8 protein-coding genes and 1 pseudogene are annotated in these 15,936 nt (G+C 74.6%); 5 read left to right on the top strand and 4 right to left on the bottom strand.

What is annotated here, in order from left to right:
• The first annotated feature begins 803 nt into the window (after positions 1-803).
• The 4 genes from ASF49_RS11905 (at position 804) to ASF49_RS11890 (ending at position 5,951) form a co-directional block, all read left to right on the top strand.
• Positions 804-2,465, top strand: a complete 1,662-nt coding sequence (locus ASF49_RS11905; protein ID WP_243214718.1) for a type I secretion system permease/ATPase — start codon at positions 804-806, stop codon at positions 2,463-2,465.
• Positions 2,465-3,814: an HlyD family type I secretion periplasmic adaptor subunit gene (locus ASF49_RS11900; protein ID WP_056472863.1), complete on the top strand. Its 1,350-nt coding sequence runs from the start codon at positions 2,465-2,467 to the stop codon at positions 3,812-3,814. Before ASF49_RS11905 ends, ASF49_RS11900 begins: the two co-directional genes overlap by 1 nt.
• A 559-nt stretch (positions 3,815-4,373) precedes the next feature.
• Positions 4,374-4,595, top strand: a complete 222-nt coding sequence (locus ASF49_RS11895; protein ID WP_056472859.1) for a DUF6894 family protein — start codon at positions 4,374-4,376, stop codon at positions 4,593-4,595.
• Positions 4,596-4,820: 225 nt separating this feature from the next.
• Positions 4,821-5,951 (top strand): hypothetical protein, encoded by a 1,131-nt coding sequence (locus ASF49_RS11890; RefSeq protein WP_156652982.1) that lies wholly within the window; start codon positions 4,821-4,823, stop codon positions 5,949-5,951.
• A gap of 99 nt (positions 5,952-6,050) precedes the next feature.
• On the opposite strand, the gene ASF49_RS11885 is transcribed toward ASF49_RS11890, so the two are convergent.
• A complete protein-coding gene (locus ASF49_RS11885) occupies positions 6,051-7,271 on the bottom strand; it encodes a GGDEF domain-containing protein (protein ID WP_056472852.1) in 1,221 nt (406 codons plus the stop codon).
• A gap of 368 nt (positions 7,272-7,639) precedes the next feature.
• Between ASF49_RS11885 and ASF49_RS11880 the strand changes: the two genes are divergently transcribed.
• Positions 7,640-8,311, top strand: coding sequence for an OmpW/AlkL family protein (locus tag ASF49_RS11880; RefSeq protein ID WP_056472847.1), 672 nt, complete (start codon positions 7,640-7,642; stop codon positions 8,309-8,311).
• Positions 8,312-8,333: 22 nt separating this feature from the next.
• On the opposite strand, the gene ASF49_RS11875 is transcribed toward ASF49_RS11880, so the two are convergent.
• The 3 genes and pseudogenes from ASF49_RS11875 to ASF49_RS11865 form a co-directional block, all read right to left on the bottom strand.
• Positions 8,334-11,783: a YhaN family protein gene (locus ASF49_RS11875; protein WP_056472843.1), complete on the bottom strand. Its 3,450-nt coding sequence runs from the start codon at positions 11,781-11,783 to the stop codon at positions 8,334-8,336.
• A 592-nt stretch (positions 11,784-12,375) separates the two neighbouring features.
• Positions 12,376-14,484 (bottom strand): annotated as a pseudogene (locus tag ASF49_RS11870) (M48 family metalloprotease); the annotation flags it as partial.
• 123 nt (positions 14,485-14,607) lie between these two features.
• Entirely contained in the window at positions 14,608-15,858 is a 1,251-nt protein-coding gene (locus ASF49_RS11865; protein ID WP_056472838.1) for a metallophosphoesterase family protein, read from the bottom strand.
• Positions 15,859-15,936: the final 78 nt, after the last annotated feature.

Raw genomic sequence — 15,936 nt, 5'->3', positions numbered from 1 at the left:
AGCAATCGTCTCACAATCCCCCACAACAGGGGATCCGCAAGAGCAAAATCGCCGCCCACGCTTCTCTTTCTCAGATTCACTTGTCAAAGAACACAAAACGACCACGGACGAAAACAGGTGGTCATCCAGCTTGGCGCCGGATCCCCATCCGATGATCTCTCTGTAGAAGCGCCGACGTGCCGCCAACCCCGTTGGCCGCCGCCGATGAGCCGGGGTATACGGACGCCGCCGGAGCCCGTCAACACCCAACATCACATTTTTACGACGCTCGCGCATGCAGGGCCGCCGCAGCGGCGCGCGCTTGCGACGCCGGAATGCGTTCGACGCCGGCAACCTGGCACGGAGCCGGCGGACAGACGAGTCCATCGCGCCGGCCATCCACCGGGATCGTCGGCGCGGCTCCGCCGACGGCGTGGTCGCCGTCGGGACCGGATCGGCGGCAGGACGGTGAATTCCATTCACCACATCTTCACACGGTTGCCACATGACTGTGGGATGCGCGTCGGCCTCGCCGAAGCGAAGCCGTCGTCGGTGCTTCGTCCGGCCTCGCTCCACCGCCCGGGCACGAGAATCGGGTCCGGACGAGTTCCGAGGCCGGGCGGCTCAAGACCTGCGGGACCTCGGCCGCCGGTGCCGAAACGCTTGCTTCGGCCCGAGCGTCGCGCTCACATTGCAGTCGTCGAGAGGGGCGGACCGCGCCGGCCCCTCCGGGAAGGAAGCAGATCGTGACGAAGGCCCGGGAATCCGCCGAGCTGGTCTCGGCACTGGCGCAGTGCCGCACGGCGTTCATCGGCGTGGCCGCCATGAGCGGGCTCGTGAACGTGCTCTATCTCACCGGCTCGTTCTTCATGCTGGAGGTCTACGACCGGGTCATCCCGAGCCGCTCGGTGCCCACCCTGATCGGCCTCTGCATCCTCGCCCTCGTGCTCTACGCCTTTCAGGGCCTGCTGGAGGCCCTGCGCTCGCGCGTCCTCGCCCGCATCGGCGCGGCGCTCGACGAATCCCTGAGCGGGCGGGTGTTCGACATCGTGGTGCGCGCCCCCCTGAAGGGCGCGGCCCCCGGTGACGGCCTGCTGCCCCTGCGCGACCTCGACCAGCTGCGGGCCTTCCTCGGCGGATCGGGTCCCTCCGCCTTCTTCGACCTGCCCTGGATGCCGATCTACCTCCTGATCTGCTTCCTGTTCCATCCCCTGATCGGCGTCGCCGCCCTGGTGGGGGCGGCCGTGCTCGCGACCCTGGGTTTCCTCACCGACCGGGCGACCAAGCATCCGGCCCAGACCGCCACCGCCCACGGCCTGCGCCGGAACGGCCTCGCGGAGGCCGGCCGCCGCAACGCCGAGGTGCTCGCCGCCATGGGCATGCAGGGGCGCTTCGCCACCCGCTGGGCCCTGGCCAACCGCGACTACATGCAGTCCCAGCAGCGCGCCTCCGACATCGCCGGCGGCTACGGCGCCGGCTCGAAGGTGTTCCGCACCGCCCTCCAGTCCGGGGTGCTGGCGCTGGGCGCCTACCTCGTCATCAACGGCCAGGCCTCCGCCGGCATCATCATCGCCTCGTCGATCCTGGTGGCCCGGGCCCTGGCCCCGGCCGAGCTCGCCATCGCCAACTGGAAGGGCTTCGTCCAGGCGCGCCAGTCCTGGTCCCGCCTGTCGGACCTCTTCGCCCGCATGCCGGCCGGCGCCCAGCCGCACGCCCTGCCGGCCCCCGCCCGCGCGCTCCAGGTCGAAGGGATCAGCGTCGCGCCGCCCGGCACCCCGCGCCTCGTGGTCCAGGACGTCAGCTTCGCCCTCCAGGCCGGCCAGGGCCTCGGCATCATCGGCCCCTCGGCCTCGGGCAAGTCGAGCCTGGTGCGTGCCCTCGTGGGCGTCTGGCCGGCCGTGCGCGGCAAGGTCCGCCTCGACGGCGCCGCCCTCGACCAGTGGTCGGCCGACGATCTCGGCCCCCATATCGGCTTCCTGCCCCAGGAGGTCGAGCTGTTCGCCGGCACCGTGGCGGAGAACATCGCCCGCTTCGATCCGCAGGCACCGTCCGACGCGGTGATCGCGGCCGCGCGCGCGGCGGGCGTGCACGAGCTGATCCTGCGCCTGTCGGAGGGCTACGACACCCGCATCGGCGAGGGCGGCGCCGGCCTCTCCGCCGGCCAGCGCCAGCGCGTCGGCCTCGCCCGGGCGCTCTACGGCGATCCCTTCCTCGTCATCCTGGACGAGCCCAACGCCAATCTCGACGCCGAGGGCGAGAACGCCCTGACCCAGGCGATCATCGGGGTCCGGCGGCGCGGCGGCATCTGCGTCGTCATCGCCCACCGGCCGTCGGCCCTGGGCGCGGTCGACCTCATCCTGATGATGTCCGACGGCCGGGCCCAGGCCTTCGGGCCCAAGGACGAGGTCCTCAAGCGCGTGCTGCGCCCGGCCTCGGTTCCCATGGACAAGCGGGCCGCCCCCGGCGCCCTGCAGGAGAGTGCATGATGGCCGTCGCCCTCAGCCCGATCGATCTGCAGCCCGCCCTCACGGCTCCGCGGCCCACAGCCCAGGGCTCGATCCGCCGCCACCTCGCCCTCAGCCTCGCCCTGGGCGCGGTGCTGGTGGTGGGCGTGGGCGGCTGGGCCACCTTCACCCAGATCTCCGGCGCCGTGATCGCGCCGGGCCAGCTCGTGGTCGAGTCCGACGTCAAGAAGGTGCAGCACCCCACCGGCGGCGTGGTCGGCGAACTGCGGGTGCGCGACGGCATGCGCGTCAAGGCCGGCGACATCCTGATCCGCCTCGACGAGACCCAGACCCGGGCCAACCTCGACATCATCCTCAAGGCCCTGGACGAGCTCGCCGCGAGGCGCGCCCGCGACGAGGCCGAGCGCGACGGCGCCGCCGCCATCACCTTCCCGCCCGAGCTGCTGGCCCGCCGGGACGGCGATCCGGCCGTCGCCCACCTGATCGAGGGCGAGACCCGGCTGTTCAACGCGCGCGTGGCCGGCCGCGAGGGCCAGAAGGCGCAGCTGCGCGAGCGCGTCCAGCAATTGCGCGAGGAGATCAAGGGCCTGACCGAGCAGGTCGCCGCCAAGGCGCGCGAGGTCGGCTTCATCACCGGCGAGCTGCAGGGCGTGCGCGAGCTCTATGCCAAGAACCTGGTGCCGCTGGCCCGCGTCAACGCCCTGGAACGCGACGCGGCCCGCCTCGACGGCGAGCGCGGCCAGCTCCTCGCCGCGACGGCCTCGGCCCGCGGCAAGATCGCCGAGACCGAGCTGCAGATCCTGCAGATCGACGGCGACATGCGCACCGAGACCGGCAAGGATCTCGCCGAGATCCGCGGCAAGTGGTCGGAATACGTCGAGAAGCGCGTCGCCGCCGAGGACCAGCTCAAGCGCGTCGACATGCGCGCGCCCCAGTCGGGCACGGTGCACCAGCTGACGGTGCACACCATCGGCGGCCTCGTGACGCCCTCCGAGCCCGCCATGCTGATCGTGCCGGAAGCGGACCAGCTCGCGGTGGAGGTGAAGATCCAGCCGCAGGACATCGACAACGTCCGCCTCGACCAGGCGGCGGTGCTGCGCTTCTCGGCCTTCAACCAGCGCACGACGCCGGAGATCGACGGGGTGGTGTCGCGGGTCTCGGCCGACGTCACCTCCGACCCGAAGACCGGCATGAGCTACTACACCGCCCGCATCCGGGTGCCGGAGGACCAGAAGGAGCGTCTCGGCGCGGCCCGCCTGGTTCCGGGCATGCCGGTCGAGACCTTCATGCAGCTCGGCAACCGCTCGGTGCTCAGCTACCTGACCAAGCCGCTGACCGACCAGATCGCCAAGGCCTGGCGCGAGAAGTAAGGCTTGGCGCGAGTATCAGGACTTGGTGTGACAAGGAAGACTTGGCGCGTGGAAGCGGGTCGGGTGCCGAGGGTGGTTTCGTGCCCGATCAGGGGGGCGTCGGACGCGCCGGCTTGAGGCGTCCGAGAATGGCCCGGATATGCGCGCGAAGCGCCGCGATTCCCCCGGTTGGCGCTTCGGCATCCGGACTCGCAAGCTGCCCCTCGAGGCCCGTCATCGATCCGCCTCTCCGAACGTCGCGGGACGTTTTTGCAGTGCAACAACTAAGACGTATGATCGCCCTGGGGTTGTCAATACCTGCTTGTAGCTAAATTGCGCATCCGGGCCAGCGACGGCATCGTCCCTGAACGAGACGCCCGATTCCCACCGGAACACGCCGGGATCGGGCAACGACCCCACGCCGACCACGACGCAGCACACATCTGATCGGCACGGCGCTTCCGATCCGCTTCGCATCCTCCCGGCCGGACGGGGATGCGAAGCGGGTCGAGCGGCAGGCCAGCGGAAGCGAAGGCGTCAGGCCCATGCCGATCCCTGCCTCCCAAGGGCCATTTCCCCGATGCGCTTCCACTTCGACCTGACCGACGGCCGAACCACGATGTCCGACGTGAAGGGCGCCGAAGCAGCCGACCTCGGGCAAGCCATCGACCAGGCCGAACTGGTCATTGAGGAACTGCGCGGAGCGGGCGAGTTGCTCGATGTCGACGGCCCCTGGGACCTCCTGATCCGGGACGCGGAGGGGCGGGTCCTGCATCGCATGCCGGTGGTGCGGACGGACTGAGCGTCCGGCGCCGTGCCGCGTCGGCCGGGTCCGGGATCGCCCCTCCGTGAGCCGGACCCGCCGGGGTGACGATGCGGCGCGCCCGATCGGAGCCGCCCCAGGCATCGGGTCGTCGGGCACCGCGCGGGCATCGCGTCGGACCCGGCCCTGCCTTAGGAAGGGCAGACAGGTCTACGAAGGGCGGACATGGACGAGGCGGCGACGGGACGCGCGACGACGAGGCGGATGCGCCCGCACACCGCCTTGGCCCGGATCCGGGCGGGTGCGGGCTGGATCGGCCTGCTCGCGGGCGGCGCGACCCTGGCGGCCGCGGCGGTCCCCGTGCTCGCGCCGGCCTACCTCGCGGGCCGCCTCCTGGCAGCGGCCGAGGATCCCGGTGCCCTGGCGGAGATCCGCCTGGAGCGGGCGGCCACGCCCGAGCGCCTGGAGGCGGGCCTCGACGCCGCGATCGCGGCGGAGGACGAGGACCTGGCCCGGAGCTTCCTGGCACTGGCCGAGGCCCGCGGCCTGCCCGTCGATCCGGCCCGCCGGGCAGGCGCCGAGGCCCTGGCGCAGGGCCGGGTCGCTCGCGCGGCGCGGGACTTCGCCGCCGGCGCGGTCTCGGGCAGCGCGGAGGGAATGGCAGGCCTCGCCGGCACCCTCGCGGCCGACGTCACCGGGATCGGCGACCTGCGCGACCTCCTGCGGGAGGGCGGGCGCTACGCCCGCGCCGAGCCCTACGACCCGCTCCTCCTCGGCATGGCCCTGGTCGGCCTGCCGCTCACCCTCTCGACCTGGACGGCCGGGGCGGGGGCGGGCCCGCGCGCGGGCCTGACCGTGCTGAAGGCGGCCCGGCGCGGCGGCCGGCTCTCGCCCGCCCTGGCGGCGAGTCTCGGGCGCACGGTGCGCACCGGCATCGACGGGGAGGCCCTGGCCCGCGCGGTCGGCGCCTCCGCCCGCCTCGACCTCGCCGGCGCCCGGACGGCCGCGAGCCTCGCCATCCGCCCCGGCCCGGCGACGCGCCTGACGGCCCTCGCGGGCGACGCCCTCGCCCTCGGCCGCCGCACCGGCCAGCGCGGGGTGATGCAGGTGCTCGGGCTCGCCCGGGACCCCGCCGACCTCGCCCGCGCGGTCCGCCTCGGCGAGCGCCTCGGTCCCCGCACCCGCGCCGCCCTCGCGCTCCTCGGGCGCGGCGCCCTGGCCCTCGGCGCCGGCCTCGCGGCCCTCGCGAGCGCGCTGCTGGCCGGCCTGGCCTGGTGCCTCGGCCTCGCCCTGTTCTGCCGCCGCCTCGGATTGCTGATCGGCCGCATGGTCTGGCGCCGCCCCCGGGCATCGGCGGCATGCCCGGGAGAGGTCGGGGCAATCGGGGCCGGATGATCCCGCCCCGCAGGCCGACGCGACGAGGGCCTGCGCCCCCACATGGGCGTTCGGACCGGCGGCAGCCCATCGGCGAACCCGATGCCAGGAGCGGTCGGCTCAGGCCGCGCGCAGGCCGCCGAGGACCACCTCGTCCGCCGGGGCCGATGCGTCGGCCGGCGTCGCGGGCGTGGGAGCCCGGCAGACGCGGTTCCGCCCCCCGGCCTTGGCCTCGTAGAGCGCGGCATCGGCCTGCCGCGTCGCGTCCTCGAAAGTCCCGGCCTCCGGGGACATCATGGCGCACCCGATGCTCACGGTCACCGGCAGGGGGCCGGCCGGGAGGGGAAACGACGCGTCGGCGATGCAGGCCCGCAACCGTTCGGCCACGCTGAAGAGTTCGTTCGCATCGATGCCCGGAAGCACCACGAGGAACTCCTCGCCGCCCCAGCGGGCGACCATGTCCGTCGACCTCAGGACGGCCGTCATCCGGGCCGCGAACGCCGACAGAACGAGGTCCCCGCCCTCGTGCCCGTGGCGGTCGTTGATGGCCTTGAAGTGGTCGATGTCGAGGATCAGGACGCCGCCCGCCGCGCCGGCTCCCGGGTGCGGGAAGCGACGGCTCAGCATCTTCTCCAGGCCGCGGCGGTTGGACAGGCCGGTGAGCGGATCGGTCTCGGCGAGACGCAGGAGGGTGCGATTGGCGCGCTCGGCGGTCATCGCGACGAAGCCGAAGTAGATGAACACTCCCATGACCTGATCCAGGACCATGGAGATGCGCGCGCTCTCGGCCGAGGCGACCGGCCGATCGGTTCCGATCATCATCCCGATGGAGAGCAGGAAGATGAGGGCGTAGGACCCGAACGCCACGGTTTCGATGGACTGCGCCCAGAGCCGTTCGGCCCCGGCCGAGAGGCGGACGGTCTCGAACACGGCGAGGAGGGTCGGCAGGAGGCAGCAGGCGAAGACCGCCGCGAGGGCCAGCCGGGTGGAGATGCCGAGCCCGTGGAGGGCCGGGTAGATCAGGCCGGGGAGGACCGCGAGGACGAGGGCGAGCCCTAGCCGAACCGGTCGCCCGAAGAAGCTGCGCAGGCCGGTCCAGGCGAGGACGAGGCTTCCGCCGTAGATCCCGTAGACGATCGTCGCGACGGGCAGCGGGGGCAGTTCGTCCGGCCCCGCCCACATCATGACGAACGACCCCGTCATCGACAGGCCCATGGCGCCCATCCACTGCCAGAGATGAGTCTGGCGGCGCTGGCTCAGGACCAGCACGAGGAAGACGCACACGTAGGCGCACCGGCTGGCCGCGCTGGAAAAGTGCAGCGTATAGAGATCAAGCGTCATGGAACGACACGCTCCCGGTCAGGAGAGCCCCAAGGCCTCGAAGTACATGCCGACCACGGATCTCTGTCATGTCTAGACTGGTTCGTAAAACGGCGATCGATCCAGACATTCCGGGTCGACCAGGGATGGTGAGCGTTTTTCTTGAAATCCGATACGTTTTTTCAGATAAGACCGGACACCCTGAAGACTAATCCCGCACATATTAAAGATGGCACAATGCCAGGGCATAAATAGTCTGTAAAAGGTTTGGGCCGATAGGATGGGCCTCCCGGAGAGGGAGACCACGGGAGGCACGCCCCCGCGGCCGCCCCCTCGGGGCGGAGAACCTCGACGCCATCGCGCGGCGCATCCATCCGAGAGCAGATATCATGTCGGCGCTGACCCTACGCCCGATCCCGATCCTGGTCGGACTCCTCGCCCTCTTGCCGGCAGCGGAGCCGGCTTCGGCGGCGGAGCCGTCCGCGCCGGGCGATGTCGCGGGCCTTCGGGCCGGGGACTGGCTCGTCCGCGGCCGCGTGTCCGGGTCGATCCCCACGGAGCGCCACTCGCGGATCGACCTCATCGGCGGACGGGTCGACACGCCCGTGGCCATCCTCCCGGATGCCGACCTCTCCTACTTCCTCACGGATCACATCGCCGTCGAGGTCCAGGCCGGCGCGTCCCGGAGCCGCCCGAGCATCCGGGGCACGCTGGTGGGCGACATCGCGGTCGGGTCGATCTGGACCGCGGCGGCGATGGGGATGATGCAGCTCCACATCCTGCCGGGCGCGCGCCTGAACCCCTATCTGGGCGTCGGCCTCGCCGCGACGACGCCCCTGGCGATCCAACCGGCGAAGGGCATCGCCGATTTCCGGCTCAAGTCGCAGGTCAGCCCCGTGCTCCAGGCCGGCTTCGACTATCACCTCGGCGGCCGCTGGTTCGCGAACGCCATGGTGAAGTACGTCTTCGTGCCGAGGCAATCCTACGGCCTCGGCGGCGTGGGGGTGGAGGTCGACCTGAACATGCTCGTCGTCGGCGCGGGCCTCGGCTACCGGTTCTGAACGGCGGGCCGCCCGGCGCGCCTCACAGGTCGAGCACGTCCACCACGTTCCCCAGCCGCGCCCGGGCCAGGTCCGCCACGTGGCGGTGGTGGGTGAACAGGATCGGCTGGATCGTGTCGCCCACCGCCGCCAGGGCCTCCAGGCCGTGGGCGGTGCGGGCGTCGTCGAAGGTCAGGAAGAGGTCGTCGCCGATGAAGGGCGCGGGCTCGGCCCGGGCGGCGTAGTCCTCCAGGTAGGCCAGCCGAAGGGCGAGGTAGAGCTGGTCGCGGGTGCCCTCGCTCAGGCCCTCCACGGGCACGAGCGCGCCCGTGGCGCGGCGCCCGGCGAGGCGGGGGGTGTCGGCGGCGTCGTAATCCTGCGCGAGGCCCGCGAAGGCGCCCCCGGTCAGGGCCCCGAACAGGGCGCCCGAGCGGGCGAGCAGCGGGTCCTGCTGGCCGGCCCGGTGGCGGCCGATGGCGGTGCCGAGCATCAGGCCCGCGAGCTTCAGCACCGCCCAGTGCCGGGCGTTGGCCTGGAGTTCGGCCTCCGCCGCCTTGCGCTGGGCCAGCGCCAGCTCGGCGCCGATGCCGCCCTCGAGCTCGGCGCGGCGGCGCTCGTGCCGGTCGCGGTCGGCGAAGGCGAGCTTGCCCCGCTGGTCGAGGTCCTCCTCCTCCGCCGCGAGATTGGCGAGCCGGCCCTCGATGTCGTCGCCGGTGAGCGCGGCGAGGTCCGCCCGGAGGTCGGCCTCGGCGAGGCCGTCGGCGGCCCGGGCGAGCTCGGCCCGGCGCTCGGCGAGCTCGGCCTGGCAGGCCCGGCGCGCGGTGAGGCGCGCATGGAGCGTCTCCGGGTCGGTGCCGGCGGGAAGCGCCGCCGCCCCCTCGCCCATGAGGGCGGCGAGGTCGGCGCCCGCGGCCTGTGCCGCCCGGGCCGCCTGCGCCCGGGCCGCCTCGGCCGCGTCGCGCTGGCGCGCCAGCTCGGCCCGGCGGGACTCGCCCTTGAGGGCGTTCTGCAGGCGGGTGTGCAGCGCCTTCATGGCGGCGGTGGGGGGCAGGGCGGCGAGGTCGGGCGCCACCGCCCCGGTCAGGCGCGCCACCGCCCCGCGATAGACCTCGATATCGCGAGCGATGCCGTTGACGCGGCCGAGGCGGTTGTCGCGCTCGGACAGGGCCGCGGGCACGGCCCGCCAGGCGGCCAGCGCCGCCTCCGCCTCGTCCGTCGAGGCTGCGCCCATCAGGCCGAGATCGGCGATGGCGGCCTCCCAGGCGCCGCGCCAGGCGGCCTCGCGGGCCAGGGCCTCGGCGAGGGCCGCCTCCGTGCGGGCAATCTGCTCGGCGGCGGTCTCGGCACGGGTCTTGGCCTCGCGCACCGTCTCCCAGCGCAGGGCGAGCTCGGCGACCCGGTCCTCGAGGCGGGCGAGCATCCGGCCGAGATCGAGCCCGGCGAGGTCGGGCAGGCCCGCCCGGCGGCTGAGATCGGCCAGGGGCGCCCGGCAGGCCTCGGCCCGCGCGGCCATGCGGGCCTGCTCCAGCCGGGTGGTCTCCAGCCCCTGCGCGGCATCCTGCAGGGTCTCGACCTCGGTGAGCCAGGCGGCCATCTCGGCCGGGGCGGCGGGGTCGATCCCGCAGGGCGCCCAGGCCGCGCGCCAGGCCGCGGCGCCCTCGGCCAGCCGGGTTTCGCAGGCGGCGAGGGCCTCGTCCGCCGCGGCGGCCTCGGCCTGCTCGGCCGCGAGGCTGCGGGTGTCGGCGCCCTGTTCGGCAACACGGGCCGCGTCGCTCACGAGGTCGTCCGCCGCCCGGTCGGCGGCGGCCAGAGCCGCCCCGAAGCGGGCGAGGGCGTCGGGAGCGCCCCCGGGCAGGTCGGCCAGGAGGGCGTCGCGGCGGGCGCGCAGGTCGAGGAGGTCGGCCAGGCTCGGGATCGGCCGCCCGGCGGCCCGGGCCTCCAGGCGGGCCCGGCGCCGGGCCACGGCCGACCGGGCCGCCGCCAGCCGGTCGGCGGCCCGGTCGCGCTCGCGCAAGGCCCCGTCCAGGGTGCGGCGGTAGCGCGCCACCGCCTCGGCCGAGGGCGGGCGCCCGGCGGTGTAGGCGTCGAGGTCCAGGATCGGCGGGCTGAGGCGGCCGGCCTGGGCGCGGATCGAGGCCGCCTCGCGGGTGAGGGCGGCGTCGAGGTCGTCGCGCCGATCGAGGTCGCGCCGCAGGCCTGCGAAGGCCTTGAGGTCCGCCCGCAGGGGCGCCGGATCGGCGAGGGCGCCCGCCTCGTCCATGGCGGCGGCGAGGCGGTCCCGCTCGGCCTGGCGGGCGGCGCGGTCCTGGCGCAGGCGGGCGATCGTGGCGGCGCCCTCGCGGCCGGCGCGGATCAGGCCCTCGATGCGAGCCCGGGCCGCGTCGGAGGGCTGGCGCGCGCGCAGGGCCTCGGCATCGGGCAGGCCGATCCGCGCCGCGAGCTGGGCGAGCTCGCGCGCGAAGGCGTCGGCCTCGCCCTGGATGCGGGGCAGGTCGATGCCGCCCTTGTCGAAGCGGTCGGTGCCGCGGAACGCCTCCAGGATCTCGTCGGCCCGGGCGAGCACGCCCTCGTCCACCGGCACCTGCTCGAGCACCAGGGCCGCTTCCGCCGCGGCGGCCTGGGTGCGGGCCGCGGCCTCCGCCGTCGTCCGCAACGCCGCCAGGGCTTGGCCGAGGCGGTCGATCCAGGCCTCCGGCACCGCGATCAGGTCGGGCTCGGCCTCGGCGCGGGCGGCGGCCGCATCGATGGCCTGGAGGAGGGGGCCGACCCGGCGCAGGCGGGTGAGCCGGGCCTGCTCGGCGGCGATGCGCCCGCGCTCCGCCTTGAGGGCGGCCAGCGCCGCCCCGGCCGCCTCGATCTCGCCGTTGAGGTCGCGCCAGTCGCCCGCCCGCAACTCCCCGGCGCGGATCGCCTTGCGGGCCTCGTCGTAGCGGCCAAGCGCCTGGTAGAAGGTCCGGCTCTGGGCGGCGCGCGGCATGAAGATGTCGGCGGCCTCGCCCTCCAGCTCGGCCTGGAGGCCGCTGTAGCCGCGCAGGCCCGAGGCCGCCGCGAACAGGCTGGCGCCGACCTCGCCCTCGGCATCCATCATCTCGGCCGCCCCCGCCCGCAGGGCGCGGGCATCGAGGCCGAAGGCGCGGCAGAACACCTCGCGGGAGAGGCCGCCGAGGAAGGGCGCCAGGGCGTCCTCGGGCAGGGGGCCGTCGGCGGCGTCCACGAGGGTGTTCCGGTTGCCCTTGCGCCGCCGGAAGCCGAGGCGGCGCCCGTCGGCGGCGCGGATCTCGGCGCCGATCCGCATCTGCGGCATGTCGTGGAGGAAGTCGTAGCGGGTGCGCGTCTCGATGCCGAACAGGAGGTCGGTGACGGCGCTCAGCGCCGAGCTCTTGCCGGCCTCGTTGGCCCCCAGCACCACGTGCAGGCGCGCATCCTCGCGGAACGTGACGGTGCGGCCCGTGAAGGGGCCGTAGCGTTCGAGGGCGAGGGAGAGGAGACGCATCGGAACCTTGCGGAGGTGCGGGTCTGGAAGTCGTGGTCCGACGTTTGGTCCCGGCCGGGACCATCCGCAAGCGCCGGGACGGACCGGCGCGGCGTCACCCGGCGGCCGGCCGGGATTCACGCCGGCTGCGGACCAGGGACGCGATCGCCCCGCCGATGCAGGCCACGATCAGGAGCGCGATGACCAGGAGGGTGACCGTCCGGTTCCAGAGCCGGTCGAGGCCGAGATCGGTGGTGACGAGGTCCGGTCGCGCCGGGTCGGCCAGGACCGCGAGGCGGACCTCGCCGGCCTGCAGCCCGGCGAACACGTAGTTCACCCGCCGCGTCACCGCGCCGCCGGGCGCGGGCAGGCTGAGCGTCGCATCGCAGATGTGGAGGACGAGCTTGGCGCTGCAGGAGCCGTCGCGCACCCTGGCGCCGGGAACGGGCTGTGCGCTCGCGCGGACCTGCCAGTCGGAGGCCACCACCGGCGCGGTGTAGACCGCGCAGGCCACCAGGATGGCCCCGAGGCACGCGACCCCGAACAGGACCCAGAACGCGTTCATCCAGCCCAGGGCGGGGGACGGCAGGGAGGGGGGAACGGGGGCAGCCGTGGGAGCGGGCGCGACGGGCGGGCGCCGGTCGGCGGGTCCGGCATCGGCCTCGGCCAGGAGCCGCCGCGCCTCCGCCATGGCCCGGTAGCGGCCGATCGCGTCGGCGAAGTCCTGCGGCGTCATCCGGCGGGGCAGGCCGAGGGCGATCGTGACGATCCGGCGCTTCGGGTCGAGGGTCAGGCCGCGCCCGCCCGGCACGCGCCCGGGGAATGGCGTCTGCGGGGACAGCAGCAGGCGGGTGACGAGGCCGGTCCGATTCACCGTCATGTCGAGGTCGGCGATCTCGCCCCAGGCGATCGTGCGGTCGAGGCCGGGCACGGCGAGCCCCTCGGGGCGCAGGATCAGGGTGGTCCGCTCCCCCCGCCACAGGGCGTAGGCGCCGAGCGCGCCCAGGAGGGCGCCGAGGGCGAGCGTCACCCCGGCCACGAGGCCGGCCTGCCCGGTCGCGAGGCCGGGGAAGCCGAAGGCGGCCAGTCCCAGGGCCGCGACGGCGAACAGGCCGCCGGCCGCCAGCAGGACGATGGCGCCGGGACGGCTGTTGTCGCGCAGCACCCAGTCCGCCTCGTCGACGGACTCCGCCGTCGCCTCCAGGTGGGCCCGCACCGCCACCTCGTGGTCCCGGACCGCCCCGAGGAAATCCGCCGTCGCGCCCCGGCAGAGCCCGGCCGGATCGGCGAAGTAGCCGCCGAGCTGCCCGAGGGCGTGGGGCGGCGGCGTGGCGGCGGCCCGCGCCAGGAGGTCCGGGTCGAGGGCGACGCCGAGGGCGGCCACGCGCTCGCGGGTCGGCGGATGGGTGTCGGTGGGGTGGGCCTGCTCCGCCTCCAGGTGCAGGCCCGGATCGTCGAGGCCTCGGGCGACGGCGCGGTCGAGGGCGGCGGCCACGAGGTCGGCGGGCGCCCCGCCGGGCGTCTCGGCCGCCGCGTCCAGGGCCTCGGCGATGCGCGGCTGGACGGCCCCGGTGCGCAGCAGCGCGCGGGCGGCGGCCTCCGGCGTGGTGAGTCCCGCGCCGGCCGCGTCGGCCGCGAATTCCCGGGTCCGGCTCCAGTGGCGCACGGCGAGGTGGAAGCGCTCCATCACGAACAGGCCGAGGCGCAGGGACGGACCGAGCAGCCCGAGCGAGCCCTGGTGGCCCGCCGCCACGGCGTCGAGGGAGCGCCCGACACCGGCATAGATCGGCAGGAAGCGCTGGCTGTAGGCGGTGTCGCCGCCGGCATAGTGGGCGAGCTCGTGGCCGATGATCGCCGCGACCTCGTCGCCCCGCATCAGCGCGAGGTAGGGCAGGGGCAGGTAGAGGATCCGGCCGGTCAGGCGCTCGCCGCCGGGTTCGAGGACGGCCGGGCCGGCGCTGACGAAGAAGCCGCCGGTGAGGCCGACCACGACGGCCTCCGGCCTGAGGGCGCCGAGGCGTTCGGCGAGGCCCTCGGTGAGGCGCCACAGCCCGGGCGCCTCGGCCGGCGAGACGCGGCGGCCGAAGATCGGCAGCGGGTCGGGCTCGAAGGCGGCCAGCGCCCGGCGCAGGCCCAGGACCGTGCGGCCGGCGGCCCACAGGATCGCCCCCACGGCGACCGCGGCGATGCCCAGGAGCTTCATCCCATGGCCGCTCACGCCGGATTGCGCCAGGAGCCCCGCCTCGAAGATCACGGCGGTGACGGTCGCGGCGGCCGCCGCCAGGATCTGGAGCGCGAGGGTCGCCGGCAGCAGGCGCCGCACCAGGGAGAAGCCGCCCACCAGGGCGTCGCGCGAGCCGCGGCCCACCCAGCCGAGCGCGGCACCGGCCAGCAGCACCAGGACCGAGAGGAGCGCGGCGAGCCCGCCCCCCGCCACCACGACGGGGGGCAACAGGCGGCGCCAGTCCATCAGCGTGGTCAGGGTCGCGGCCTGGTCCTCGGCCGTGCGCGCCTTGTCGAGGGCGAGGGGTCCGCCGTAGACTTGGCCGCCCTGGCGGAACTGCAGGCGGAAATCGACGCGCCCGTCCCGCGGCGTCCGCGCGGCGAGATCCGCGACGATCGCGGACAGGCGCGCCTGCTCGGCCGCGAAGGCGGCCCGGTCGTCTTCGGCCCGGCGCCCCTCCCAGAGCCCGAGCAGCACGAAAGCGAGCGGCAGCAGCACCGTCGCGGCGACGAGGCTCGCGAGGGCGCGCAGGCGCAGGGGCGGGCGCGAGAGAGACGAGCTGGAAATCGGACAAACCTCCTCGGTGCGGGATCTCGGGGGCCGGCGGGTTCGGGCCGGGTTCTAGCAGGTCCGCCCGGAGAGGCGTCCCAGGATCACCGCCTCGGCCTCCGCGCAGAGGGCGTCGAGGTCGGCGGCGAGGTCGTCCTCGGCGGCGAGGCCGGCCGGCATCCTGGCGGCGATCTCGGCGAGGGCCGCCCGGGCACGGGCGCGGAATTCCGGCTCGTGGTCCACCGCCGCCAGCAGGGTGGCGGGGTCGATGGCCGCGAAGGCCTCGGGGCGGGCCTCGGCGACGGGCCGGCGCGGACGGGCGGTCTCGATCTTCAGGCGCTCCAGCCAGATGTCCTCGTGGATGCGGTGGGCCGCGGCCTGGATCTCGGCGGTGAGCCCGTCGCGGTCGGCCGCCAGGCGGTCATGGGCCGGGGTCTCCCCCCGCAGGCGCACCCGCACGGCGATGAGGCGCGCCGCTGCGGCCTCCGCGAGGGGGCGCAGGGCCGCCTCCACGGCGGCGACCGCCGCGCGCTCGTCGGCCACGCCGGCGAGATCGACGTCGAGGGCATGGAAGCGGGCCTGGTCGACGATGAGGCGCTCGACGCCCTGCACCCGTCCGTCGGCGACGGACACGGCGACGGCGCCCTTGGCCCCCGATTCGCGGATGCTGCGCCCCTGGAGGTTGCCCGGGAACACGATCCAGGGGTCGCGGGCGAGCTCGGCATATTCGTGCACGTGGCCCAGCGCCCAGTAGGCGTAGCCCCGCCCCGCCAGGTCCGCCACCGAGCAGGGGGCGTAGGTGGCGTGCGCCGCGTGGCCGGTGCAGGAGGTGTGCAGGATGCCGATGTTGAACCAGCCCGGCAGGGCGGCCGGATAGGTGAGGGCGTAGTTCTCCTCCACCGCCCGGTTGGGAAAGCTGCGCCCGTGCAGCGCCACCTTGAGGGACTCGAGGCGGTGGGTCTCGGCCCGGGTCGTCGGGAAGCTGCGCACGGAATCCGGCAGGGTGATCGAGCGGGTGATGACGCTCTCGGCGTCGTGGTTGCCGCGCACCAGGATGACCGGGATTCCGGCCCGGTCGAGGCGGGCGACCTGGCGGGCGAAGAACAGCCCGATCGTGTTGTCGGACCAGTCGCCGTCATAGACGTCGCCGGCCACGATCAGGAAGGCGGCGCCCCGCTCGATCGCCAGGGTGACGAGATCCTCGAAGGCCCGGCGCCCGGCCGAGGCGAAGCGCCGGGCGATGTCGGGGTCCTTGAGGGCGAGGCCGCTGAGCGGGCTGCCGAGATGCAGGTCGGCGGCATGGATGAAGGTGAACGCGGACATACTCTGCGGGGGCGAGGGGCCTCGGGAGGCTTCCGGGGTGGGGACGCGGGCGGCCAGGGTCGCGGGTTTGGCGCCCGA

Source organism: Methylobacterium sp. Leaf104, from assembly GCF_001422885.1.
In the GTDB taxonomy this organism is placed as follows: domain Bacteria; phylum Pseudomonadota; class Alphaproteobacteria; order Rhizobiales; family Beijerinckiaceae; genus Methylobacterium.
This window is presented reverse-complemented; position numbering and strand designations above follow the sequence as displayed.